Origin of the sequence: Aminiphilus circumscriptus DSM 16581 (assembly GCF_000526375.1) — a bacterium.
GTDB classification, from domain to species: Bacteria; Synergistota; Synergistia; order Synergistales; family Aminiphilaceae; genus Aminiphilus; species Aminiphilus circumscriptus.
Genome location: NZ_JAFY01000002.1, coordinates 956,406 through 981,142 on the forward strand (window position 1 = coordinate 956,406; position 24,737 = coordinate 981,142).

General features: G+C 59.6%; 16 protein-coding genes and 1 pseudogene. 11 read left to right on the forward strand and 6 right to left on the reverse strand.

The genetic code is table 11. From position 1 onward, the window contains the following. Window positions 1–100 precede the first annotated feature (100 nt). A pseudogene (locus K349_RS19610) lies at window positions 101–280 on the reverse strand (hypothetical protein); the annotation flags it as partial. Window positions 281–474: 194 nt separating this feature from the next. On the opposite strand from K349_RS19610, the gene K349_RS0105120 reads away from it, so the two are divergent. Together K349_RS0105120 and K349_RS0105125 are read left to right on the forward strand one after the other, a co-directional pair. Next, the gene (locus K349_RS0105120) at window positions 475–1,662 is read left to right on the forward strand and encodes an amidohydrolase (RefSeq protein WP_026368769.1); all 1,188 of its coding nucleotides are present in this window, start codon (window positions 475–477) and stop codon (window positions 1,660–1,662) included. Next, a complete protein-coding gene (locus tag K349_RS0105125; protein ID WP_026368770.1) occupies window positions 1,659–3,098 on the forward strand; it encodes a YfcC family protein in 1,440 nt (479 codons plus the stop codon). The genes K349_RS0105120 and K349_RS0105125 overlap by 4 nt, the downstream gene beginning before the upstream one ends. Window positions 3,099–3,244: 146 nt before the next feature. Here the strand turns inward: K349_RS0105125 and K349_RS0105130 are convergent, their stop codons facing one another. Next, window positions 3,245–4,510 carry a PucR family transcriptional regulator gene (locus tag K349_RS0105130; protein ID WP_245588016.1) on the reverse strand — a complete coding sequence of 422 codons (1,266 nt, stop codon included), beginning with the start codon at window positions 4,508–4,510 and terminating at the stop codon, window positions 3,245–3,247. A 431-nt stretch (window positions 4,511–4,941) separates the two neighbouring features. Between K349_RS0105130 and K349_RS0105140 the strand changes: the two genes are divergently transcribed. Both K349_RS0105140 and K349_RS0105145 read left to right on the forward strand, forming a co-directional pair. Then, complete coding sequence (locus tag K349_RS0105140) at window positions 4,942–7,524, forward strand: lectin like domain-containing protein (RefSeq protein ID WP_026368772.1); 2,583 nt, start codon at window positions 4,942–4,944, stop codon at window positions 7,522–7,524. A gap of 109 nt (window positions 7,525–7,633) precedes the next feature. Next, on the forward strand, window positions 7,634–8,482 hold the full coding sequence (locus K349_RS0105145) for a sugar phosphate isomerase/epimerase family protein (protein WP_026368773.1): 849 nt from the start codon (window positions 7,634–7,636) through the stop codon (window positions 8,480–8,482). A 163-nt stretch (window positions 8,483–8,645) separates the two neighbouring features. Here K349_RS0105145 and K349_RS0105155 read toward each other — a convergent pair whose 3' ends face one another. The 4 genes from K349_RS0105155 to K349_RS0105175 all read right to left on the reverse strand — a co-directional run bounded on the left by K349_RS0105155 (window position 8,646) and on the right by K349_RS0105175 (window position 13,741). Next, window positions 8,646–9,266 (reverse strand): response regulator, encoded by a 621-nt coding sequence (locus K349_RS0105155; protein ID WP_026368774.1) that lies wholly within the window; start codon window positions 9,264–9,266, stop codon window positions 8,646–8,648. Then, window positions 9,263–10,651 carry a sensor histidine kinase gene (locus K349_RS0105160; RefSeq protein WP_026368775.1) on the reverse strand — a complete coding sequence of 463 codons (1,389 nt, stop codon included), beginning with the start codon at window positions 10,649–10,651 and terminating at the stop codon, window positions 9,263–9,265. Before K349_RS0105160 ends, K349_RS0105155 begins: the two co-directional genes overlap by 4 nt. Window positions 10,652–11,009: 358 nt before the next feature. Next, window positions 11,010–12,527 carry a Na+/H+ antiporter NhaC gene (nhaC, locus tag K349_RS0105170; protein ID WP_026368777.1) on the reverse strand — a complete coding sequence of 506 codons (1,518 nt, stop codon included), beginning with the start codon at window positions 12,525–12,527 and terminating at the stop codon, window positions 11,010–11,012. A 320-nt stretch (window positions 12,528–12,847) separates the two neighbouring features. Next, entirely contained in the window at window positions 12,848–13,741 is an 894-nt protein-coding gene (locus K349_RS0105175) for a PhzF family phenazine biosynthesis protein (RefSeq protein WP_034264906.1), read from the reverse strand. A gap of 354 nt (window positions 13,742–14,095) precedes the next feature. Here K349_RS0105175 and K349_RS0105180 point away from each other — a divergent pair, with 354 nt between their 5' ends. From K349_RS0105180 to K349_RS0105220, 7 genes are all read left to right on the forward strand, one after another. Continuing rightward, window positions 14,096–14,854 (forward strand): IclR family transcriptional regulator, encoded by a 759-nt coding sequence (locus K349_RS0105180; protein WP_026368779.1) that lies wholly within the window; start codon window positions 14,096–14,098, stop codon window positions 14,852–14,854. Window positions 14,855–15,035: 181 nt separating this feature from the next. After that, complete coding sequence (locus tag K349_RS0105190) at window positions 15,036–16,196, forward strand: aspartate-alanine antiporter-like transporter (RefSeq protein ID WP_026368781.1); 1,161 nt, start codon at window positions 15,036–15,038, stop codon at window positions 16,194–16,196. 207 nt (window positions 16,197–16,403) lie between these two features. After that, the gene (locus K349_RS0105195; protein ID WP_026368782.1) at window positions 16,404–17,825 is read left to right on the forward strand and encodes a YfcC family protein; all 1,422 of its coding nucleotides are present in this window, start codon (window positions 16,404–16,406) and stop codon (window positions 17,823–17,825) included. A gap of 198 nt (window positions 17,826–18,023) precedes the next feature. Next, window positions 18,024–19,328 (forward strand): histidine kinase, encoded by a 1,305-nt coding sequence (locus K349_RS0105200; protein ID WP_026368783.1) that lies wholly within the window; start codon window positions 18,024–18,026, stop codon window positions 19,326–19,328. A gap of 40 nt (window positions 19,329–19,368) precedes the next feature. After that, window positions 19,369–20,949 (forward strand): response regulator, encoded by a 1,581-nt coding sequence (locus K349_RS0105205; RefSeq protein WP_026368784.1) that lies wholly within the window; start codon window positions 19,369–19,371, stop codon window positions 20,947–20,949. 466 nt (window positions 20,950–21,415) lie between these two features. Further along, entirely contained in the window at window positions 21,416–22,603 is a 1,188-nt protein-coding gene (locus tag K349_RS0105215) for a Rossmann-fold NAD(P)-binding domain-containing protein (RefSeq protein ID WP_026368786.1), read from the forward strand. A 26-nt stretch (window positions 22,604–22,629) separates the two neighbouring features. Then, window positions 22,630–24,678 (forward strand): hydantoinase/oxoprolinase family protein, encoded by a 2,049-nt coding sequence (locus K349_RS0105220; protein ID WP_026368787.1) that lies wholly within the window; start codon window positions 22,630–22,632, stop codon window positions 24,676–24,678. Window positions 24,679–24,737: the final 59 nt, after the last annotated feature.

A 24,737-nucleotide genomic window follows, 5' to 3' on the forward strand; every position in this document is an offset into this window, starting at 1 on the left:
GACAAAGCGTTACGTGTTTCCGGGACTCTCGATTTTTCCAGACACATCTTCCCCTTTGGGCTCGCTGCGTTGTGTGGTGTCAAGGCGTGCAAAAAAGTTTTCATGGTGTTCGGCGGCTGGTCACGGCCGTCTGCGGCGATGAGCCACACTTTCCCAGGAGTGCCTTTTTGTGTTCGATCAACAGGTCCATGTTGAGGTAGCGACTGGACTCCAGCCACGCCTCGGAGGTTTCGACGCACAGTACCCGCATCAGGCGCTGACATGAGTCGGCGTTGCCGAAAAAGTTTTCTATAGCCTCCAAAGGCCGACGTGAAGTGTATTTTGTATGTGTTTGTCCTTTTTGGTGAATTTTCAGGGAGAAATCACGACATCCTGGCACATTGACCGAACGAGGGCTTCTGTGTAACGTACAGAAAATATCGCGGGTGCTTTAACGAAAAAAGACCTTTGTAAAGGGAGGAGGAACACTGCGTCATGGAAGAACGAATGCAACGACTCATCGACTTTCTCCGCACGAGAAATGCTCCCTTCCTCGCTGCAAGCGACTGGATTGCCGCGCATCCGGAACTGGGACACCAGGAACATGAAGCGAGCCGCCTGTGGGAGGGTATTTTGCGGGAACATGGATTTACCGTAACGTCCTCCTACGGGGGATATGCGACGGCCTTCTGTGCCGAAGCGGGATCCGCCTCGTCACCCCTCGTGGTCTTCCTCGCCGAATACGATGCGCTTCCCGAGATCGGCCACGGCTGCGGGCACAATTGGAGCGGTGCCGCATCCGCCCTTGCCGGAGCGGCATTGGCATCTCTCTTCCCAGAGCTTCCCGGATCTGTGCGGGTGGTGGGAACACCTGCAGAGGAGACCGACGGCGCAAAGATCGGCATGGCGGAAGCCGGGCTTTTTGACGGAGTCGATCTGGCGATGATGATCCACGCCGAATCGGCACGAACGCAGGTCGTCTGCAAATGTCTGGCCATGGAGGGAGTGGAGTTCCGCTTTCAAGGCAAATCCGCCCATGCTGCGGCATCTCCCTGGGAGGGGAAAAATGCTCTCAATGGTGTGCAGCTTTTCTTTCACGCCCTGGATATGCTCCGTCAGCACGTTCGTCCCGAAATCCGCATGCACGGCATCGTCGTTTCCGGCGGAGCGGCGCCGAACATCGTTCCGGAGATCGCGGAGGCACGCTTCTACTTTCGCGCTCCCCGGAGAAAAGAGCTTGATGCGCTCCTCGAGCAGGTGTGGAATTGCGCCCGCGGCGCAGCCCTCGCCACGGACACGACCGTCACCTGGCGCACCTATGAAAAAGCCATGGACGACATGGTCCGCAACCCCACGGCGGAGCGGCTCATGACGGAGATCATCGAAGGACTGGGCTATCCCTGTTCGCTCCCGGAGGAGGCGTCGGGGTCCAGCGACGTGGGCAACGTGAGCTATCGATGTCCTACACTGCATGTCGAAATGGCCACCGTTCCGGAACGGCTCGTTATTCACTCTCGGGAATTTGCCCAGGCTATGACCTCGCCGGCGGCACACGCGTCACTTCTTGACGCCGCCCAGGCTCTTGCGACGTGTGGGTATCGTGTTCTCACGGATGCGACATTACGGGAGCGCATCCGCGCAGATTTTCGCATCTATCGAGACAAGGAGAGTGAAGGCAGATGAGCAACGAAGGCAAGGAACCAGCGGGTGTCCTTGAAAGGAAAGCGCGCAAATCCTTCTTCCAGAATCTCCATGTGTACGTGCTCCTTGTGGGTGTTCTTGTACTGCTCACGGCCCTCACGCACATTATCCCGGCGGGAGAGTTCGAGACCTACGAGGATCCCGTCACGGAGAGGACCCTCATTGTTCCCGGATCGTATCATCCCGTGGATCCCTCGCCGGTGGGGTTTTTTCAGATGGTGATGAGCATTCAGCAGGGCATGATTGATGCTGCGGATATCATTTTCTTCATCTTCTTCGCCTACGGTTTCGTCAATGTCCTCGTCGAGTCGGGCACGCTCTTCGGCGCGGTGGGTGCTTTATTGCGTCATTTCAAGGGTGTGGGTACTCTCATCATCCCATCGTTTATGTTCCTCTTCGGTGTCCTCGGTTCCACCGTGGGCATTTTTGAGGAGGTCTACGGTTTGATACCCGCCTTCATGGGCATCTTCCTCGCCCTGGGCTATGACGGTCTCGTGGGCGGCGCTGTGGTTGTCGTGGGCGTCGCCACCGGTTTTGCCGCGGCGACGCTGAACCCCTTCACCATCGGTGTAGCCCAGAAGATCGCCGAGCTGCCCTTCGGTTCGGGATGGCAGTTTCGGATCGTGGTCTTTCTCGCCTTCCAGCTTCTCGCCATTTTTTACGTGATGCGCTATGCCGCAAGAGTGAAAAGCAATCCGGAACTGAGTGTCGTCAAGGGTGTGCACTTTCCCATGGGCGAGGGGGTAAATGAGGCGCTCATTCGGGATCATCCTTTCACGGGACGGCATCAGCTGAGCGCGCTCTGCCTTGTTCTTACTGTCCTCTTCGTCATAGTGGGAACCACTCAGTGGGGATGGTACTTGGACGAGCTGGCGGCGCTCTTCATCGTTATGATGGTGGTGGTGGGGTTGATTAACGGTTATTCCCTGAACCGCATCGCCGAACTCTTCGTCGAGGCGGTAGGACGGGTGGCATTAGGTGCCCTTGTTGTGGGGGTTGCTCGGTCCCTGACGCTGGTCATGACGGAGGGGAAGATCATTCACACCGTCATCTACTGGGCCTCGGGCGTGGTGGCCGATCTCTCCCACAGCCTTGCCGCAGTGGGAATGCTGGTGGTGCAGAATCTTCTGAATTTTTTCATTCCCTCTGGGAGCGGTCAGGCCGCCGCGTCCATGCCGATCATGGTTCCCCTGGCGGACACGCTGGAGATCAAACGGCAGGTGGCGGTTTTGGCCTTCCAGTTCGGTGATGGTTTCTCGAACATGATCTGGCCCACCGCCGTAGCCACGGAATGCGGACTCATGGGAATACCCATTCAGCGTTGGTACCGCTTCATGGTGCCGCTCTTCCTGCTCATGTTCGTGCTTCAGGTGATCTTCATTCTCGTCGCCGTGGCCATCAACCTTGGCCCCATGTAATCAGTCGGACGGGAGCGGACGGAGTTTTCTTCAGGGAATCTCTGAATAAGGCTACGTCAGCCCCGCAGGGCGCCTCGCAGAGCCTGATGCGACCCGAGTCAAGGGAAAGCGAAAGGTCTTTATTCGGAGCTTCCTCAGGAAATTCCTCAGTCGATTTTCGGTGGGTGTCTCGCCGCCTCGCCCTGGCGGGGCGGGGCGGCGAGAAGGGATTCCGCAGCGAGGCCAAGTTCCAGAATGAGTCGGTCGTCTGGATTCTCCAGTGCTCTGCCGGTGATCTCCTCGATCTTGTGCAATCTGTAGACGAGGGTTTGGCGGTGGATAAAAAGTTCCTGGGAGGCACGGATCTTGTTGAGGCTTCGAAGATAGATTTTCAACGTTTCCCGAAGAGTCGTCCTGTTAGCCCTGTCGTAGTCAGCGAGAGGCGAGATGGTTCTGTCGCAAAAGCGACGCAGTTCTTCCCGGTTACGACAGGCCCGGAGAAGGTGCAATGCCTCCACGTCACGGAAGGCCGTGACGATGTCGGGGCGGCAGAGGTGCTTCCCCAGGTCCGCGGCGATGCGGGCTTCTTCGTAGCTTCTGGGGATGTCCTCGAGTTTCGCCGAGGGGTAGCCGAGGCCCATGAGACACTCCGGTGCCGAGCCGGAAAACAGGCGGGAGAACCTCTCGGCGAAAAGTTTCTTCGCGTCCTTCACGGTGGTGGAGAAGAGAACGGCAAAACAGGAGTTCCGCAAGCGCCAATGGGCGGCTTGAAAGAGGGAGGCGTCCTCCGTGAGCGATTCCAGGAGCGGAGCCTTTTTTTCAAGAAAATGAGGAATCCCCTCGGCGGAAGGGAAACGGACCACGCCGACCTGGTAAGGTAAGTCCAGCCGGAAACCGAGGGAGCTGGCGCGAACGCACATGTCGGAATAGCTCGCGGTGTCTTTCCGGTCGAGAAGATCGTCGATGAAGTTCTCCAGGAGAATTCTTGTAAGGTGTCGGGTGCTCTGCCTGCGGAGAAGGGGGGCTTCTCCCTCCTCTTCGGAGGGAAGGGCGCCGATGGCGTTGAAGAGAGCCTTGGTGATCTTGCCGAAGGTGAGCTTCGCGGGAAGACGGATGAGGGGCAACCCGTAGTGCTCTGCCGCCTCCACGAAGGCCGGAGGAATTTCGTCGATGTAGTATCCGGGTTGAAGGGCCAGTCCGGCAATGCGGTGGGAGACGAGCTGGGAGAGGATTTCCCGCGCCGAGACCGGGTCGTCCTTCAGGCCGTAGCCGGTGGAGATGAGAAATTCTCCGGGCTGGAGCTGCTCGAAGGAATCGAGAATCTCCATGAGATTGATCCAGGCGACCTGGTTGTCCACGTGTTTCTTTCCCGCGACGACTTCGACCCCCGAAACAGATCGAGGGTGAGCATGGTCGAGAGTTTCAACGCGCATCACCACCTTTCGCCTTCTCTGCGTGGCGGCCGTGGCCGATTCGCCCCGAAGGGGGGACCGTACAAAACTGTTGTACGCCCCAAGAAAAACTCGTTGGCGGAGAAGATGCCGTTCCAATGCCGCTGAAAGCGTGTTTCACTTCCGTTTTTCATAAGGAAGCTCTGAATAAAGGCCTTTCGCTTTCCCTTGACCTCGAGTCGCATCAGGCTCTGCGAGGCGCCCTGCGGGGCTGACGCAGCCTTATTCAGAGATTCCATAAAACGTCAAACGTCTCGCGGCATTGTGCCAAAAATCTTGCTCTTCATACTACGCCTTGAGCGGGGGCTTCCGCAAGCGGTGTTTCCCGCCGGGGTGTCCCTGTTGCTGTTTGCGGTGGCTTTCTCCCGATCTCGAAATACGTCGAATGAAAGTGTCTGAGAGGAGATGAGGATATGACGCGTGGAGGAAAAAAGGCAGGGTGGCTTGGCGCCGTTCTTCTCGCCCTGGTGTTTCTCTGTGGCGTTACGCCTCTTTTGGGAGGGGCGGAGGGTGGTCGTGCGGAACTTCTTCCGAGTTCTTCCCGAAGCGTTCGAGGTCCCGTTGATTTCGGGACCTTGAATTGGAATGCTTTTTTCACTGCCTCATCCGCACGGGAAAAAATGTTCGGAACGAAGGACGCGCTTCCTTCCCGCTTCGATCTTCGGGAGACGGGAAGGGTGAATCCCGTTGACCTTCAGACTCCCTCTGGGCTTTGTTGGGCCTTTGTCACGCTGGGCTCCTTTGAGTCCAATCTGCTTCCCGAGGAAAACCGAGATTTTTCCGAATGGCATCTCGCCTTCGCCGCCTTTTCCGCCACGGTCTTCGAGACCTTCGATCTCCCCGAAGACTACGACTATCCCGGAGGATTCGCCGACCACGGAGGGGACACGCTGGTGAGCGTGGCAGTCCTTGCCCGCGGGGACAGTCCCGTGGATATTGTGGATCTTCCCTTCGGAACGGATGTGGAGGGAAAGGTTCCCGAGGACTATGTGTCGCCTTCGGGCAAGAAAATCCTCAAGGAGGCCGCGTGGGTGCACGTTCTCTCGGCGAAACCCTACCCGGAATCTCTCGACGTTCCTCCTGCGGATCCGTCCCGCTTTTCCCGGGACGCCCTGAAGCGGATTCTCTCCGAGGACGGCGCGGTGTCCATCTGTTTCTATGAGGATCTTTTCTCCTATTACAACCCGAAGACCTTTGCGTACTATTGCAATGCTGCGGACGGTCCGGAGCTGGTCAATCACCTGGTGATGCTCGTGGGCTGGGACGATACCTTCCCCCGGGAGCGTTTTGTCGAAGTGCCTCCCGGGGACGGGGCCTGGCTCGCCAAGAACAGCTATTCCAGCAACTGGGGAGACGGTGGCTACTTCTGGATCTCTTACCACGACACGAGTCTCGTGGAGGGAACGGCCTTCCGTGCGGCACCCGACACCTACGCCGCCATCCACCAGTACGATCCGCTGGGGATGACCGCCAACGTCAGTCTCGACGGAGGGAAGGACGTGTGGCTTGCCAACGTCTTTGTTGCCGCGAGAGAGGAAGAGATCACCGCGGTGAGTTTTTACACGACAGACCTCGAAACGGACTATACGGTGTATGTGCTTCCAGCCTTCGGAGGATTCCCCGTTTCGGGAGGGCTCGCCCCCTATGAGGCGGCTCGGGGCACGAAAACCTACCCGGGCTACTACCTGGTGGAACTCGATCATGGTGTGACGGTTTCCGCCGGGACATTTGCCGTCGTCGTGGAACTCCACAATCCGGACTATGCCTATCCTGCAGCGGTGGAGATGCCCATCGGGGACGAGTGGTACCGGAACAATGCCACGGCAGCCGCTGGACAAAGCTACTGGAGCACCGACGGGGTGCTCTTTTCGGACCTCACCACCGCGTCCTTCGAGGGGGCGGAACGAACGAACGCCTGCATCAAGGCCTTCGCCGGAGGAGAACCGGAACCCTCGTCCGACCTGAAAGTCGACAGGCTGTACACCGACCGCACTCCCTTCGCAGAGGAGCAGGTGACGTTCGCCGCGGTTGTTGCGGGGGGAATGCCCCCCTACACGTACTGGTTCGATTTCGGTGACCGTACGGTGGTGCGCACCGGTTCCGTCCCCCAGGCCACGCATTCCTACGCCTTCGCCAAGGCATACACGGCCCGGGTCACCGTGGAGGATGCAACGGGGGCACGCGCCGTGAAGACGCTTCCCGTGCAGGTGCTCCCCTTCGCGTCTCCGGAACGTCCCGAGGAGACGCCTGACGGCGAGGCGGAACTGCCGCTCTTCTTCCGGCGGTGGAGCGGCGCCTCCAAGGCGGAGGGACGAATTGGCACCGCGGTGGAGCCGGAGGAACCACCTGAAGCGGAAGTGACCTTCTCCCTCGTGGCAGGACATCGCAATCTTCCGAACAGCGGCCCGACGGAGATCCGCATTCGTCCCGACGATTTCGACGAAGAGGACGAACGATACGGATGGGTGGACTACTACGGAAGCATCGAGGGCGCGTATTTCTACCAGGCCGCGCGCCTTCGCCTCGAGATCATTCCCAAGGAGGAATCCTACCGGGGGCCCCTCGTTCTGGAAGACCTACGTTTCGTTCTCCGGGCGGAGGCTCTCGGAAACGACTCCTCCCATCGGGGTATCGAGGAGCTGGAGAGCCATTTCGCTCTCTTTGCAGGGAAGAGCACCGCTCCCGAGGCGTTTCTCTGTCACGACTATCTGCCCGACCGCTTTGCCCAGGCGGATTCCTCCGGAACGGTGGCGCTTTTTCTGCAGAAACTCCGCGTCGTTCTTCCCGATGATCCCGAGGCGTTGGATCCGCCCTACGGCGTGCTGGTGAGCGAGGAGGCGGACCGCTATGTGGTGACCTTCACGGTGTGGGAGAAATGCGAGAGTGTTCTCCCCGCGGATGGAGGAGGATGTTCCCTGGGTATTTCGACTGGCGAGCTGCTGCTCTTTCTGTTACCCTTGACAATAACGCTGCTCTGCAGGAAAAAACGGTTTTAGGAGTGTTCCTCGAAGGGCTCACTCTCGTCTGAGAGCGTTCTCGCGGAGCGGAAGCGCATCTTCATGCGGTGGCGCGGCGAAACCGCTTTCGCTCCGCGAACGAAAGGCGATGAGATGCATCGTGGACGACGGGCATCGGCGGGGAATTTTTTCCTGGTACGGATATCTGAAGCCCCTTGAAGAACGACTGGAAAGCGTTCGCAGTGCCGGATTCGATTCTCTCATGCTCTGGTGGGGGGATGCTCTGGCCTTTTCCGAACACGGCAAGGCCGACCTGGTTCGGCTTGTGAGAAACAAGGGGCTCCGCATCGAGAACATCCACGTCCCGTATCTCGACGCCAACGACATCTGGTCCGACGACGGTGCACAGCGTCGCCGTCTTGTCGGAAATGTCACGGAATGGATCCGCGACTGCGCGGAGTTTGGCATTTCCACCCTGGTCATGCACATCTCCTATTATCTGGATCTCCCGGCGCCCACCGAGGCAGGACTCGACGCCATGATGGCGCTCGCCCTGGAGGCCCGCCGCCGCGGTGTCCGTATCGCCCTGGAGAACACGGATCGACTGGAATTTCTGGAGTACCTTCTCGACAGCGTTGACAGCCCCTGGCTTGGACTGTGTTACGACACGTCCCACGGGCGACTCCGGGAGGAGCGACCTTTTTCTCTGCTGCGGAAATACGGCGACAGGCTTTTCGCGCTCCATCTCTCCGATAACGACGGTCTCGACGACCGACACTGGGAACTCGGAAAGGGTGTGGTTGATTGGTCCGCCTTCGCCGATGCCCTTGCCGCCGGAGAACGTCCGCCGGTGCTCTGTCTGGAGGTCATTCAGGACGATCCCGAAGAGGACGAGACGACCTTTCTGCGGAGGAGCCTGGCCTTCCTCGACAGACTCGCCGGAGACGTCACGGACGTGCGGAAGGGGCGGCTCGCCGGGTGTAACGCGATGGAGTAGAGTGCGTGGAAGACGACGGGGAAAGATCTGCCTTTTTCGGGAACGTCTTTTCGGGAGCGTTGCAGTGTGGGAAGGAAGGTCTTATGGCGGTGCTCTCCGTGGATATCCAGTTCAAGGGGGCGGGAGACGTGTCCGCGGCGGTTGTCGTGCTTCTCGGAATGCGTCAGGGAACGCGGCAGTAGCGGAAGCGGGGGCGTCCCGGCTTGCCCTCCGGATCCTCCTGGATGCGGAGGGCGCTTCCCCGCTCGACCAGATATTCCAGATAGCGGTGGGCCGTGGGGTAGGCGAGACCGAGCGCGGTTGCGACGGCGCGTACGTCGAAAGGACCTTCCTCCTCCAGAAGGAGATCCTGCACACGGCGGAGCGTGGCTTCGCTGATGCCCTTTCGCGGGGTGTCTTTTCGCATGTCCCGTCGATAGCGCGCAAGTTCCCCGTGAAGGCGGATTCGGGAGGCGAAGTCCGCGAGACGGACGGGTTTGCTCACGAAGTCATCGGCGCCAGCCAGAAGAAGCTCCTTCGCCACCGTTGTCGATTCCTCCACGGTGAGCACGAGTAACACCACCGATCCCGACATCTCCCGCGCACGCCGGATGACCTCTGCACCGCTCAGCACAGGCATGTGGTAGTCCACGAGGAGGATGTCGAGACGATCCTCCCGGATCCAGGAGAGGGCTTCCTCGGGATCTGTGGTGGTGCGCATCTCCCATCCCTGGGAGACCGCCATGGCCTCCAGGGTGTAGAGGATACTCCGATCGTCGTCCAGAGCGCCGAGATAGAGGCTCAAGGTGTCTCTTTCCCGCTTTTTCCGAAGGATACAAGGGGCAGCTCCACCACAACGGCCGCTCCACCGAGCGCATCGCTCCTGCCGTATTCGAGGATTCCTCCATGTTCCCGCACGACTTCCTCAACAAAGGAAAGACCGAGTCCCGTGGAGCCCCATCCGGAGCGTCGCGGCCGTGGTGGAGTTTCCATGCCCGAGCCGTTGTCCTCCACGAAGAATTGCACCCGCCCCCGTTCCGGATCGAGGGCACTCCCCAGGAGAATCCTTGGCGTGGGATGGTTTTCCGTTGCCCGGTGGGCGTTGTCCAGGAGGTTCACCAGTGCCCTGGAGAGGCGGACCATATTTGCCGAAATCCACGCTTTTCCGGCGCTTTCGGTGTCGAGCGCGATGGCGTTGCTCCAGGGGTGGGGGCGGATCTGGCTCAGAGCGTAATCCAGAAGCCCGCTCATCTGTACCGGGCGTTGGACCCTGGGATCGAGGATCTCCGAGATCATCTGGTTCATCGTCGTGGATGCCCGGAGGATCTCTCCCACGTGATGGGCCTCCTTTCCCGGAGGAAGGGACGTGGCAAGCACGTCCGCAAGCCCTGTGACGGTGGTGAGAGGGCGTTTCAGATCATGGACGAGGCGTTGCATCTCCTCTGTGGCCCGGGCCTGCAGCTCCGCTTCGCGGAGACGGGAGAGCTCGCGTTCCTGGTTCCGAATTCGCCGGAGCTGGGCCAGCTGCTTTTCGTAGCTCGCCAAAAGTTCCGTGGTGACGAGCGCTCCCGCGAAGACGCCGAGAAAGGAGACGAGGGCCATGCCGTTCAGCACGTTTTCCTTTTCAAGAAGAAGCGCTAGGTGTTTGAGGGCCAGCGACAGTTCTCCCCAGCCGAATCCCCAGGGCGTGAGAAGAGGGATCACGTCCAGCCACTGGAAGGAGAAAAGGAGGATGCCCAGAGGGAGGGCCTGATTTACCAAGCCGGACACGTCCCTGGTGAGGATCTGGATGAGAAGCACGCTCACCAGACTCAGAATGGCGGGAATGCCGAAGTGGGGGACGCTCGGAAAGTCGAGGAAGACCACGAGCTGATAGGAGAGAGGTACGGCAAGCAGTGGAAGAAGGCGCTTCAGGATAGGACGGCGGAATGTCGATGCGGAGGCGTCGGCGAGAAGAAACCACCCTTCGTAGAGGAGAAGAGCCCGGGCCGCGTTGGTCAGCACGAGAATACCCGCCGCGGCGAAGAGAAAACCACTGTCGTCCCGCTCCGCGGCGAGTTCGAAAAAGGAAAGCACGTGGCGGACCGGCTGGTCGAAGAACTGGGAGAGGAGCCAGAGAAAAAGAAGGAGTGCCCCGACCGGGCCGGAGGAAAGGGCGGCGTGCGACGGTCTTTCGCGTTCGCGTTTCATTGTCCTGGGGACCTCCCTGGGAGACGGTGTCCATTTCAGAGTTTCAGGGGCATTATAGACGAGAGTGAGCTGAGATGGCCAATGTGTGTATGGTGTGTATGGACGGAAGTGATGGCTGTGTGAGGGTGCATGGGCGCGGGATGCCGCCCCGGGTGGATTTCGATCCGGTTTTTCGGGGAATGGCTGTGTTGGCTGCGGAAAAAGGCCGTCCCTCCGGAGTGCAACTCCAGAGGGACGAGCGCAGTGTGGCCTGTCGAATGACCGCTGTCGAAAGCACTTCACGCGTTCTTCGACGGAAAGGAACCAAGGGCCGCTGTCGCCGCCGGTTCCCCCGATTCTTGCGATGGAGAGAAAAGGGTTAGAAGTCCGCTTTTCGTGCGATCACGTCCTCGCCCTTCTCGTTGCGCCAGTAAATGCCGATGCCAAGGTAGCTCATCAGGATGGCCACGAAGGGATTGATGTAGTTGAGGAACGCATAGGGTGCGTAGGCGAGGGTGGCGACGCCGAGCACGGAGGACTGGTAGGCGCCGCAGGTATTCCAGGGGACGAGTGCGGAGGTGAGGGTTCCCGCGTCCTCCAGAGTCCGGGAGAGCATGCGCGGTGCGAGCCCCGTCTTCTCGAAGGTGGTCTTGAACATGCGTCCCGGAATGACCAGGGAGAGGTACTGATCGCCGAGGAAGATGTTGGAGATCACCGAGCTGGCCACGACTGCCGCCACGAGGGTTCCCACCTTTCGGATGTTCTTCGTGACGGTTCCGATGATGACCTCCAGGAAGCCGCAGGCTTCCATGATGCCCCCCAGGGAGAGGGCCACGAAGATGAGGGAGATGGACCACATCATGGAGTCCATGCCGCCCCGGTTGACCAGCTTGGAGATCATCTCTCCCACTTCCTTGGCTAGGTCGGGAGCGATGGTGATGCCCTTTTCCGCGAGGAGAGCCATCACGGCCGCCTCGTCCGCCGCGCCGGCCACCTCGGCGGCGAAGGTGGATTCGTAGCCGTAGTGGGCCGCGCCCAGAATGTCCGCGATGCCGAAACCGCTTGCCGCGGCCATGAGACATCCCGCGACCACACCGACGAACAATCCGGGAATGGCGGGGACCTTCAGGACCGCCGAGGCGATGACAAGGATGGGAGGAACGAGGCAGAGCAGGGAGATGGAGAACTCCCCTCCGAGCAGGGCCTGAATGGCGGCGACGCGGCTCGTGTCCACCGTGCCGCTTCCGTATTTCGTTCCGATCACGGCGAGGATGGCGAGGACGATCAGGTAGGACGGTCCGGTGGTCCAGCACATGGCCCGGATGTGGTCGAAGAGGGTCGATCCTGCCACGGCGGGTGCCAGGTTCGTCGTGTCGGAGAGCGGGGACATCTTGTCGCCGAAGTAGGCACCGGAGATGATGACGCCCGCGGCAAGGGGAGCGGGAATGCCGAGGCCGTTGGCGATGCCGAGCATGGCGATGCCCACCGTTCCGGAGGTGGTCCAGGAGGATCCCGTCGCGAGAGAGACGATGGAGCAGATGAGAAGCGTCGCCACAAGGAATATGGAGGGGTTGAGGATCGCCAGGCCGTAGGAGATCAGGCCCGGAACGACGCCTCCCAGAATCCAGGTCCCGATGAGGATGCCCACGATCATGAGGATCACCGTCGCCTGAAGGGCAACGGTGATGCTCGTGAGCATGCCTTCCTCGATGGCGGTCCAGGGTACGCGGAGGAAGAAGAAACCGACGCAGGCGGCGAAGAGGGCCGCCACGAGAATGGGCATATGGGCGTCCAGGCCAAGACCCAAGATGCCGTAGCCGATGCAGGCGGCGATGACGACGAAGACAAGGATGGAAAGGCCGAGACTCGGGGTTTTGCGGGAATCCGTGGTATTCACCGAAATGCCTCCCTTCGAGATCGAGATGGGACGTTTCGTTTCGAAGCGGTACACGGAAACATGGTGGTTTGCGGTGCGATTCCCTGCTTTTCTTTTCTTGCGCCTTCGCATCCCTCCCCTCTTTGTTTTGCGGCGCTCTTTTGGGAAATGCTCACAAATTTTTGTTTGCGCACAATGTAGCGATGTTGCACATCTTTCGTCAACGCCGCAGACATGTTTCTCCGTTGCCTCGCCCTAGGACGGTGTTTCGGAAGGATGTCTGGGCGCCGTGATTTCGCCCTGTCCAGGACGTCCTGTCTCTGGCCCGTGCCCGCTCCGCGTCAGAGGTGGAACGTTCCGGAGAGCACGATCACCGCCTCGCCGGAGATGGTCATGCGGGATTCCGTTTCCTCCGGTGCGTTTTCTCCGGGGAGCCGCAGGTGGAGCTCTCCCCCGCGTTGTGACGCCTGAAAGGCGAGAAGGCGGCGCTTACCGAGCCGTTTTGCCCAGTAGGGGCCGAGAACGGTGTGTGCGGACCCCGTTACGGGATCCTCGTCGATTCCCTCCCAAGGGCCGAAGTAACGGGAGACGAAGTCGAAGGAGGTCTGTCCCGAGCGGCTGTTCCCGCTCTTCTCCGGAGCTGTGACGATCACTCCCGTGGCGCCGTAGGGAAGGCGGATCTTCGAGAGACGCGCGAAGTCCGGAGAGAGCACTTTGACCTCCTCCGGGGAACGGAGGCGGAGGAGGAGCATAAGCACTTCTCGCCCGAGGAGGATCTCCTCCGCGGGCGAGGCGAGGCCCAGAGCGCTCGTCACCTCCTCCGGAACGTCCGCGGGAACGGGTGGGTCCTGGGGGAAGTCCAGAACGATGTGTGTGCCCTCTCTGCGTGCGGAGAGAATACCGCTCCTGGTGGCGAAACGGACGATCTCTCCCGAAGCGAGTCCCTTTTCGAAAAGGACCTTTGCCGTGGCAAGTGTGGCGTGACCGCAGAGAGGGACTTCCACAAGCGGGGTGAACCATCGGAGGTGGTAATCCTCTCCGGAGGCGGGGGTGGAACGGACGGGAGAGACGAAGGCTGTCTCGGAGAGGTTCATCTCCGCAGCAATGGCCTTCATCGTCGCCTCGGGGAGCGGGTTTTCGGAAAGGCACACGGCGGCTGGGTTACCTCGAAAAGGCGTTGCCGTGAAGGCGTCCACTTGAAAAAGCGCAAGATCAGATCCGGCTGTGCCTGGCATGGGCGGCGCTCCTTTGCGTTCCGACGTCGTTTTCTTGATCCGCTTCGGTTCGGGCGGGAGGACGAAAATGGTAACTCCGGTTGCGAAAAACAACGCTCTTTCGCTGCCGCATGCGTTCATCCCGACCGGGAAACGGATTCACGAAAGCGGTTGAATATGTTCTGAAGTATACACCCAACGTTCCCACTTTTCGATGTTGCACCGCAAAATGAGACGGAAATATGTCCGGTAGGACGCATATGTCCTTTTTTGCACGACAGTGCACACTCTGTTGACATGGTTTTGTCTCCATGTTACAAACTGAGTAGATCCTGTTCGTTGTCAATAAACAATGTTCTCCTGGAGGGAACAAGCGTGGGGAACCTGTCCAGTCCGGAAAAAGTACTCTTTCTTTTGAAGCGTCTCGGTGAGCCGCCCTACGAGATGGGGGTGACGGAGCTCGCCCGGGAGATGTGCGCGGCCAAAAGCGGCGTGCACAAGCTTCTGGCGTTGCTTGTCCGGGAGAGTTTTCTCGTGCAGAACGGAGCGACGAGGCGCTATTCCCTTGGCCCCGCGGTCTTCCGTCTCGGAAATGTCTACAGCGACATGAAGGGCATCGGTGAAGTCGCCCGGGGGGTCATGGAGGCCATTGCCAAGATCACTGGCACCAGCGTCTTCGTCGGCATTCGGGAGGGAGACGAAGCGTATCTTGCCTACAAGGTGGATAGCCCCGAGGGCTTCATCTACCAGGGGCAGGTGGGGAGACGTTTCCCCATTCACGCCGGCGCATTGGGAAAACTCCTCACGGCCTACCGTGATCCCGAAAAGGTCCGCGTTCTTCTCGCGGGCCGAACGCTCGAGAGGCGTGCCCCCCGGACCATCACCGATCCGGAGCGCATGCTTGAGGAATACGCCCGGATTCGGGAACAGGGATATGCGGTGAGCGACGAGGAAAACAGCCCTGGAGCCTATGGTTTGGCCGCTCCCATCCGGGATCGCAACGGAGAAGTTTGGGCCTGTCTCTGCATCGCCGGCCCCAAACGGCAGTTTCACGAGGAGAAGCGTTCCAACTGGCTCCGTCTCGTCATAAACGGCGCGGAGGAGATTTCCTATCGATTGGGATTTCGCTCATGAGAAACCGGGGCGCGGCTGTTTGGGTCCGTTTCCCGAAATGCCACGCTCTTTCGGGGAGGATCGGTCTTCGGCGGCTTCTCCATGCCAGATGTCGAAAGATGGATGTCGGCGAATTTTTCCACTCCGGCGTCGTGTTGTGCAGTGAGCCGCTCCTTGCGGATCGTGAAGGAGGTCGCCTGTTGTGACGGCATGGATGCAATCGCTTGTCGCCAATCCCGTTCTCGTTTTGGGTGCGGCGGTGATGTCGGGGCTTCTCGTGGGACGGATCCGTTTCTCCGGGATGACCCTCGGCGCGTCGGGAGCGCTCTTTACAGGACTACTCCTCGGTTTTGCGGGATGTTCCGTTCCGGAGACCTACTTCACCTGGAACCTGGTGCTCTTTGTCGCCGCGGTGGGACTCCTCTCCGCGGAGGACATCGTTCCGGTGGTGCGGCGCTACGGATTCCGTTTCGTCGGCCTCGGCGCGATTGTTCCCGCTGTGGGCGCGCTGGTCACCTACATCCTCGCCCGGCTTTACTCGGGGTCCGTGCCGCCTCATCTCCTCGCAGGAACCTACACGGGGGCACTCACCAGCTCCCCAGGGCTCGGAGCCGCCCTGGAAGCGACCTCCGGCAATCCCTTGGTCACCGTGGGGTATACCGTGGCCTATCCCTTCGGTGTCCTCGCGGTGGTGCTCTTCGTGCAGCTCGCCCCCAGGCTCTTCCGCATGGATCTGGAAAAGGAGCGGGCCGAACTTGCGTCAGTGCTCGCCTCGTTTTCCACATCGGCTGACCGGATCTCCCAGGAAAAGAGCTCCGTCCCCTTCACGACGCTCTCCTTTATGTTCTGCATCGTGGGGGGTGTTCTCCTCGGGAGCGTGCCGCTTCCGCTCTTCGGCTTCGGAAGCGTCTCCCTGGGTAGCACGGGAGGGGTGCTGCTCTTCGCGCTCTGCTGTGGTGCCCTTGGACGCATCGGTTCCTTGCCAATGCGCATGGACACGAAAAGCCTTGTGGCGCTCCGCGCGCTTTCCCTCGCCTGCTTTCTCGCCGCCGTGGGCATTTCGGCGGGACCGAAGGTGATCAGCGCCGTGTTGGAGCACGGAGTGCTCCTCATCGCCATCGGCACCTTCTCCGCCGTGATCGCGGAACTCGTCGGCTTTTTCCTCGGGCGGTACGTGTGGAAGCTGAACTGGATTCTCCTCGCGGGTGCCATCTGCGGTGCCATGACGAGCACACCGGGGCTCGGTGCCGCCATAGAAGCTACGGAGCGGGAGGAGTGCTCCGCTGGCTACGGAGCGGCCTATCCCATGGCCATCGTGGGCATGGTGATTTTCACCAAGCTGTTACATCATGCGTTCGACTGACGGAAATGGGGTGGCATGACGTCGTCTCGTTGCCGTCGGCATGTGAGACAAAGGGGCGTTTCGCTCTGAAGGAGGTGATGCGTCGCGGAAGACGACGCGAAGCAAGAGAGACAGCCCAGCAGCGGTAGAAAGTAGAAAGCAGGAGGAGAAAGACGCAAGAGGCAGGCGTACTCTCCGCGCCGTGTCCGAAAGAAGGGAGTGTCGGTCATGACGGAAGAGCCCCGTGTTCCCGAACAGAAGCCCCGGCGTTTCAAGGTCCCCCATACCTACGTAATTCTCTTTTCCGTGGTGATTCTCGCGGTTATCGGAACCTATGTGCTTCCCGCAGGAGTCTACGACAGAGTGAAGGATGAAAAGACGGGACGGACCGTGGTCGCCCCCGAGTCGTATCACCACGTGGAGCAGACCCCCGTGTCTCTCTTCAAACTTTTTGAATCCGTGCCCAAGGGAATGAAACAGGCGGCGGAGATCATTTTCTTCATCTTCATCTGCGGCGGCGCCTTTGCCATCATCCAGACGACGGGAGCCATCGACGCGAGCATTTCCAGGGCCGTCCTAAAGCTCAAAGGCAAGGAGAAACTGCTCATCCCCGTGACGATGGCCATCTTCTCCATCGGGGGCTTCACCTACGGCATGGCCGAGGAGGTGATCGTCTTCATTCCCATCGGTGTTGCCCTTGCCAGAGCTGTGGGGTACGACGACGTGGTGGGCGTGGCCATGATGTCCACCGGGGCCGCCGTGGGGTTCAGCGGCGGTATGCTCAATCCCTTCACGGTCGGCGTGGCCCAGGGCATCGCCGAACTCCCGCTCTTTTCCGGAATGGCTCTGCGCTGGGCGGGATATGTAGTGCTCTACATCGTGGCCTGCTGGTGGGTCATGCGCTATGCGGCGCGCGTCAAGGCCGATCCCACCCAGAGTCTCGTCTACGACTTCATGAAGGAAGATACGAAGGGACATGTCATTGACGAGAACATCCAGGTCACGGGAACACACAAGTTGGTACTCCTCGCGGTGGTGCTGAGCTTCGCCTACATGATCTACGGTGTCATCGAGGAAGGCTTCTACATCATGGAACTCTCGGCGGTCTTCCTCGCCATGGGGATCGTGGCAGGACTCATGGGCAAACTCTCCCCGAGCCACATCGCCCGCTCCTTCGTGGAGGGATGCCAGGGTATCGCCTTCGGAGCCCTCGTGGTGGGCATCGCTCGGGCGATTCTCGTGGTCATGACGGACGGACAGATCGTGGACACGGTGATCAACTCCCTGGCGAACTGGGTTGCTCAGCTTCCCGGAGGCTTTACTGCCGTGGGCATGTTCTGGGTGCAGTCCTTCATCAACTTCTTCATTCCATCGGGCAGCGGACAGGCCGCGACGACCATGCCGATCATGACGCCCCTCGCGGATCTCGTGGGCGTCACGCGGCAGACGGCGGTTCTCGCCTATCAGTACGGAGATGGCTTTTCCAACCAGATCATTCCCACCTCCGCGGCACTCATGGGCGTGCTTGGCATGGCCAAGCTGCCCTACGAGAAGTGGTTCAAGTTCATCTGGCCCCTCATGGTCTTCTGGACACTGGCGGGCTCCGTGATGGTCTACATCGCCGCCGTGACCGGCTACGGTCCCTTCTAGAAGCGCGACGATACGAAATTCCGGCGTGCTTTTTGAAAAAGGCGCGTTTTCTCAGTGGGTGTTTGTCCGGAAAGGCGAGGCGAGGGGGGAAGGAATGCTTCCCCCCTCGCGGTTTTTTCGGCGGTTTTTGGAAAAAGTGCAGCGTGGGATGGTTAGGGTGATCCATCCTGCACCTTGACTGGAAGGGGGCGGTGTCTCATGACGAGATCCTCGGAAACGGGGAACGTGTCCAAAGAGGCTGTCCGAAATCACGGCTCCATTTTTTCGGAAAGCGGATCGCGTTCCGTTTCCGAAACGGAGGGAGAGGATAAACGGGATCCGCTCTTTCTCCTCGAGGAGTTGTCGCATTTCGGGGAGCTGTTGGAACGATTCTCCAGAGCGGGAAACATTCCTCTCGCGTTGTGCGCGCCCTCGGGAGCTTCCGTGGTTAAACCCGTTACGCTTCCGCCTTTTTGCGCACGGGTTCGGGAAATTTCGTCGGGAAAGCTTCTCTGCGCGGAGAATTTCGCACGGATCGGCGGAGAGCTCTTCGCCTCCCGGAGAACCCGATTGAGCCGATGTTCCTGCGGCCTGGTTCTTGTGGGACACCCTCTCTTTTTTCAGGAGAGGCCCTTAGGTTTTCTCCTCTCCGGGCATGTCCTCTTTCGTCGTTACCGGAGGGACGAGCTGCTCGGGTTCTGCCGGCGGCGCTGGAGTTTTTCCGAGACGCCCGAGGCATTCCTCGAGGTGTTTCTGAAGACTCCTGTCGTGGACGAGCGACTCATCGGAGGGATGCGGGAATGCCTCGATTTGGTGGGGGGGCAGATTCTGGACATGGCCGGCCAGTACTCTGGACCCGGAATCTCCATACTCGGCCAGGCCAGGGTCACGCCTGCCGGAGGCGTCGCGGAAGAGCTTTCTCGTGAAGTGCGCCGGGAGATCGTCTCGCTTCGCTCTGCTGTAATTAACAGTCAACTGAATCCACATTTTCTCTTCAATACGCTAAACACCATTTATCGTTTTGCCCAGGCCGAGGAGGCCCGAAAGACCCAGGAACTGACACTGCATCTGGCGGAATACCTGCGTTACATTCTTCGTGCCCAGGCGCGGGAGGAGCTTGTTCCCCTCAAGCTGGAACTGGCTTGTGCCAGGCGCTATCTTGCGATTTACGCCACGCGCTTCGAGGAAAAAATTTCCTTTCGCATCGCGTTGGAGCCCGAGACGGAGCAGATTCTCATTCCCTTCATGCTTGTCCAGCCGTTGGTGGAAAACGCCATCCGGCACGGCCTGGAGCCCTCTCGGAATCCGGGATGTATCTCCCTCCGGGCGAGCCTCGTTGCAAAATGCTTGCTTCTCGTTATCGAGGATGATGGCGTGGGGTGCGATCTTCAGGAAATCCAGGAAGGGATCGGTTTGACGGGGGTACGTGCACGATTGAGACTTCATTACGGAGAAAAGGGACTCTTGGAATTTCTCAGCGCTCCCGGCAAGGGAACAAAAGTGTCCCTCCATGTCCCTTTCTGACGTGTGTTGTGGAAGCCCTGAGGAAAGAGAAAAGGCGGTGATGTCCTTGTCTTTCAAGGTTTTGCTGGTCGAAGACGAAGTCCACGAGCGTAAAGCGCTGCTGCGGACTCTTCAGAAGGCCTTCGAAGATTTGAAGACGGCCGAGGCGAAGGACGCGGTGGAATTTGAGGAAGCAGTGGGATCCTTTCAGCCCGATCTTGTTCTCCTGGATATCCGGATGCCTGGAGGAGACGGCCTTTCCAGCCTTGAAAAACTGCGCAAGGAAGGGTTCGATGGGGAAGTGGTTATCCTCACCGCCTTCGACATCTTCGACTACGCACGGACGGCCATGCAGCTTGGTGTGACGGCCTTTCTGGTGAAGCCCGTGACGCCCCAGGCGTTGACGGAAGCCGTAGTAAATGCCCTCGGGCACGTGAAGAACCGGAGGAATCACGAGCGGAACGTGGAGATCATGAGGGGCATGGTCCGGGAGAACCGGAGCGCTATCGCCGCCAACCTGATCCATTTCCTTCTCAGCGGCGAGGACACAGAAGGCGCCATGATGACGGTTGCCAGGGAGATCGGGCTTCTCCGGGACGACGGAGGGACGGTCTTCGGGGTGCTCGCCTTTCCCAACCATTCCGAGACGCCGCTCTGGGAACAGTTGCTCCTGTGGCACGGGCTGGAGCAGTCCCTCGGTCACGAGACGTTGGTAGTGCAGTGGAAACAGCACGCCTGTTTCGTCTTCTCCGGAGGAATGGGTGCTGCGGAGGAAAGAGAGGCGATGGCGGGAAGAATTTTCGGCCATCTCTCAGAGAAGGAAATGCAGGGAAATGTCGTCTACGGAGGAACCTGGGGTACGCTGGCGGAATTGCCGGACCTGCTTCGGGCGGTGGACACCGGGCTGGACGAGAGCGTTCTTGAAGGTTTCGGAAAAGTACTTGACCGGACGAGGGAATCACCATCGGAGATGGCTCCGTTTCCCGGTGACGAACTGGGCATCGACGAATTTCGGGCGTTGGTGTTGGAAAGCATTCGAGACGGACGCTCTTCGCTTCTCGAGGTGGTTCAGGGGCGCCTCTCGGAATCATTGAACGCCCTGGTCCGATCGGATGTGGAAATTCTCAAGGTTCTCTTCGTAGGACTTCTGGGGGGCATTGCCCAAGTGCTTCTCGATCTGAGCTGCGATCTTTCGGAAGTGCGCATCTGGTCCAGGAGAGAGCTGCTCAGTCTCTTCGCCGCCAATTCCGTTGCCGACCTGAAGAACCGGCTCTTCTTCTCCGTCTCGGGGGCACTGGAATTGCGTTCTCGCCTCCAGACGCCGGGAAATCTGGCTATCCAGGGGGCTCTCGCTTTCATTCATTCTCATTTCGAGGACGTGACGCTCGAGAAAGCTGCCGCGGCGGTACACGTGACGCCGGCCCATCTGAGCAGGCTTTTCCAAAAGGCTCTGCGGAAGCGGTTCATCGACGTGGTGAAGGAAATCCGCATCAACCGTGCCGCAGCCTACCTTGAGGCGGGCATGAGCGTCCGGGACGCCGCCATTGCCGTGGGGATGGACAATCTCTCCTACTTCAGCACTTTCTTCAAGCAGGTCATGGGAGTCAGTCCCAGGGACTACAAAAAACGAGGTGAGGTCTGAGGGATGTTTCCGCCGGAAATTTCCCGAGGGTGCCCGGGGCAAGCTTGTGGTTTTTTCTTCTTTTACTTGTAGTGCTCTCGAAAGAGTGGTCCTGGACATATCAAAAATTTGAAACTTCGAAGTGAAAACAGCGGATACGCGATACGCAACAAAAGATCCCAGGAGGACGTCACTGTTTGGAGTGCTTTCCGGAGAAACCCTTGTGAAGACGGCACGTGCCTTTTTCATAAGGAGCATGTGCGCATGGGAGAGAACAGGGGTTTGTCAGAAGGTTCATGAATGTATTTCCCGGAATGGACCGGGAAAACTCTGTGTTCTGCATGTGGTCGGAAGAATTCTCCGAAGACAAGAGGCCAATTTTTTGAAACTTTCTGAAGATGCGTTGTTCTGCATTCTTTCTACAATGGCATCAGGGAACTCGTTTGGCCAAACGAATCTTTCCCGTCCTTGATGGGAGGCGAATACCGTGCCGTTGCAAACGATCGGATTCCCGAGAATGCACAAGGAAGCTCAGGAGCGGCGGGATTTTCTTCCCGGCCTTTTCGGTCGCCTCGGAAGGCTTCAAGAAGCAGAGAGGTCGGAGATTCTTCTGGAAAAAGGATACGGCTCTGGGATGGGTCTGACGGAGGCGGACTATTTGGCGGAGAATCCGTTCCTTCGTTTCGTCTCCTACGGTGACGTTCTGAAATGTGACGGTATCGTCGTCGTCCGCTGTCCCGAGGAGGATGTCCTTCGCACACTCTCTCCGGGAAGTGTCCTTTTTTCCATGCTTCATTACGAGACGAGAGCCCGGCGGAACGCCCTTCTGAAGGAGCTCGGCGTCGTCTGTTTTTCCATGGATGGGCTCGTGGACGAGCGGAACAACCGGCTTCTCGTGAACTACGCAGGCACATCCATGGCGGGAGTTCGGGTTGCCTTTCGAGAATTGAAGACCCTCGCTCCGGACAAGTTCTTTCGGGGCGGCGCACCCCTCATGGTCACCGTGATCGGTATGGGAGAGGTGGGGCAAAAGGCGGCAAAGGCTCTTGAAATCTGCAGTGATGAGACCTTCGGCCCCGCGGCGGAAGAGGGTGCAGGGCTGGTGGTGGAGATGCTTCCTCGAAGCATCACGGAGTACCCAGAGCGGCTTGTGGCGCTTTTGGAGAGGACGGACCTCCTGGTGGATGCCACCAGGCGTCCGGATACCTCGAAAATCATTGTCCCGAACGTTCTCCTGGGCAGACTGCCCAAGCACGCGGTCATTCTGGACCTCGCGGCGGATCCCTACGACCCCGGCGCAGTCCCGCCGCAGGTGAAGGGAATCGAGGGCATACCCACGGGTACGCTGGAACGGATGGTGATAGGCCCGAACGATCCTTTGTACGAGACCATCCCCGAGGGTGTAGATTCCAGGAATCGCCGGCTTGTGGTGAGCTGCAACGCCTGGCCTGCCGTGGATGCGAAGGAATGCATGGAACTCTACGGGACGCAGATCTTCCCCTTTTTGCGGCTTCTCGTTTCCCGGGATCACGGGGATCTCGACCCCGAGAGCGACGATCTCCACGAAAGAGCGCTGGCAAGGGCAACTCTTTCCTTTTTCCTTTCCCGGAACGACGCTGCGGCCGGTCTGGAATGCGGTGGTGCGTCCTCCGGGTGCCGGCGGAAGTGTGGCTGAGTTTTCGGAGGGGGGGCGAAGAAGGTATGTACCGCATCGGCATCGATACGGGAGGCACGAATACGGACATCGTTCTGGTCGATCTTGACACGGGGGAACTCTATTCCACCAAGACGCCCACGACGACAGGCGCACTTCTCGACGGTATCAAGAAGGGTATCCGGAAGGCATCGGACATAGCGGGCATCGACTCCGGAGAGATCGGGGAACTTGTTTATGGGACCACTATTGTGGTGAACATGATTGCCCAGAAGGAGTCGGAAGCGACCGGACTGGTGACAACCAAAGGGTTCCGGGATGTACTGGAGATAGGTCGGGCGTTCCGGGACAGGAACATCTACGATTTTTTCCTGGACAAGCCGGAACCGTTGGTTCCGAGGGATCTTCGCTTCGAGGTGACCGAACGTATCGATTTTCAGGGCAATGTCCTTACTCCCCTGGACCCGGAGGAGGTACGGCGGGTGTTGCACGAACTCGTGTCCCGGAACGTGACGTCCCTCGGGGTCTGCCTCCTGCACGCCTACGCGAACCCTGTCCACGAGCAGATCATCGGCAGAATAGCCCAGGAAGAATTTCCCCATCTCTTCGTGACGCTTTCCTCGGAGATCAATCCGCAATTCCGGGAGTACGAGAGGACGTCCACCACGGTCATCAATGCCTACATGATGCCCAATATGGTGTCGCATCTGATGGAGTTCGAGAAGAAGACCGCCGTGGAGAAAATGACTCCCCGGCTCTTCATCATGCAGGGAAACGCCGGCGTTATGACCTTTCAGGCCGCTCACAAGAAGCCGGTTCACGTGGCCAACTCGGGGCCCATCGCGGGCATCATTGCGGCGAACCATCTGGGGAAGCTCACGGGGCTGGCGAACCTCATCACCCTCGACATGGGCGGAACGAGCTGCGACGTGTCGCTCATCCAGGACAATACCCTGAAATTCGCCATGAACAGTGACGTGGAGGGCTATCCCATCAGCGTCCCCACCGTGGATCTGAGCTATATCGGTGCGGGAGGGGGGAGCCTCGCCTGGATCGACGGCGGAGGCGCCCTCAAGGTCGGGCCGAAGAGCGCCGGTGCCTATCCCGGCCCGGTCTGTTACCGTCGGGGCGGCACTCTTCCCACGGTGACGGACGCGAATTTCATCACCGGAAGAATCCGCCCCGAAGTGTTCCTGGAGGACCTGACGGAAGTGCACGAGGAAACACAACAGGCCATCGGACGGCACATTGCCGGTCCTCTCGGCATGGAGATTCGAGAGGCTGCCGAGGGCATCCTTCAGGTGGTGAACTCCAACATGATTCGGGCGATCAAGCTTGTCTCGGTGGAGCGGGGACATGATCCCAGGGATTTCACTCTTGTTGCCTTCGGAGGTGCGGGAGGGCTGCATGGGGGCAAGCTGGCGGAGGAGTTGGAGATTCCCCGGGTGCTCGTGCCCTATTCGCCCGGAACCTTTTCGGCCCTCGGTCTCACTTTGGCGGACCTGAAGCACGACTACGTCCACACCCGGTTGGCGACGGAGGACATGATCGACCTGGAGAGCCTCACGGAAATCTACCGTACCCTCGAGTGCGAGGGCATGGCGGAACTCGAACGGGAGGGCATCGCTTTGGAGGATCGGGTACTCCTCCGCACCTGCGACATCCGCTATTTTGGTCAGGCCTACGAATTGAGCATTTCCGTCCCCTCGGGGGTGCTCGGCCGGAAGGAATTCGGGAATGTGGTGGAGCACTTCCATGCCCTCCACGAGCGGATCTACGGTCACAGCATGAGGGAAGATCCGCTCGAGTTCGTGAATTATCGGGTGAGTGCTCTGGGGATCACTCGGAAGCCGCTGCTGGGAGAGATGCGTTCCTGGAAAACGGGAGTTCCTTCGTTCGCTCCTTTTGCCGCAAAGGCATTTTTCGACGGCAGGGAACGGGATGTGACCGTCTTCAACCGCAACACACTCGAGCCAGGCACGATTGTCGAGGGGCCCGCCGTGATCGGCGAAATGGGGGGGACCATCGTGGTCTATCCAAACCAGAAGGCCTCCGTGGACCGGCTGAGGAACGTCCTGATCCACACGAACTGCTGACCGGCGAGGCCGGGAAGCGCATCGCGCACAACGGAGCGAAGACGGGCACGAAGGAGGGA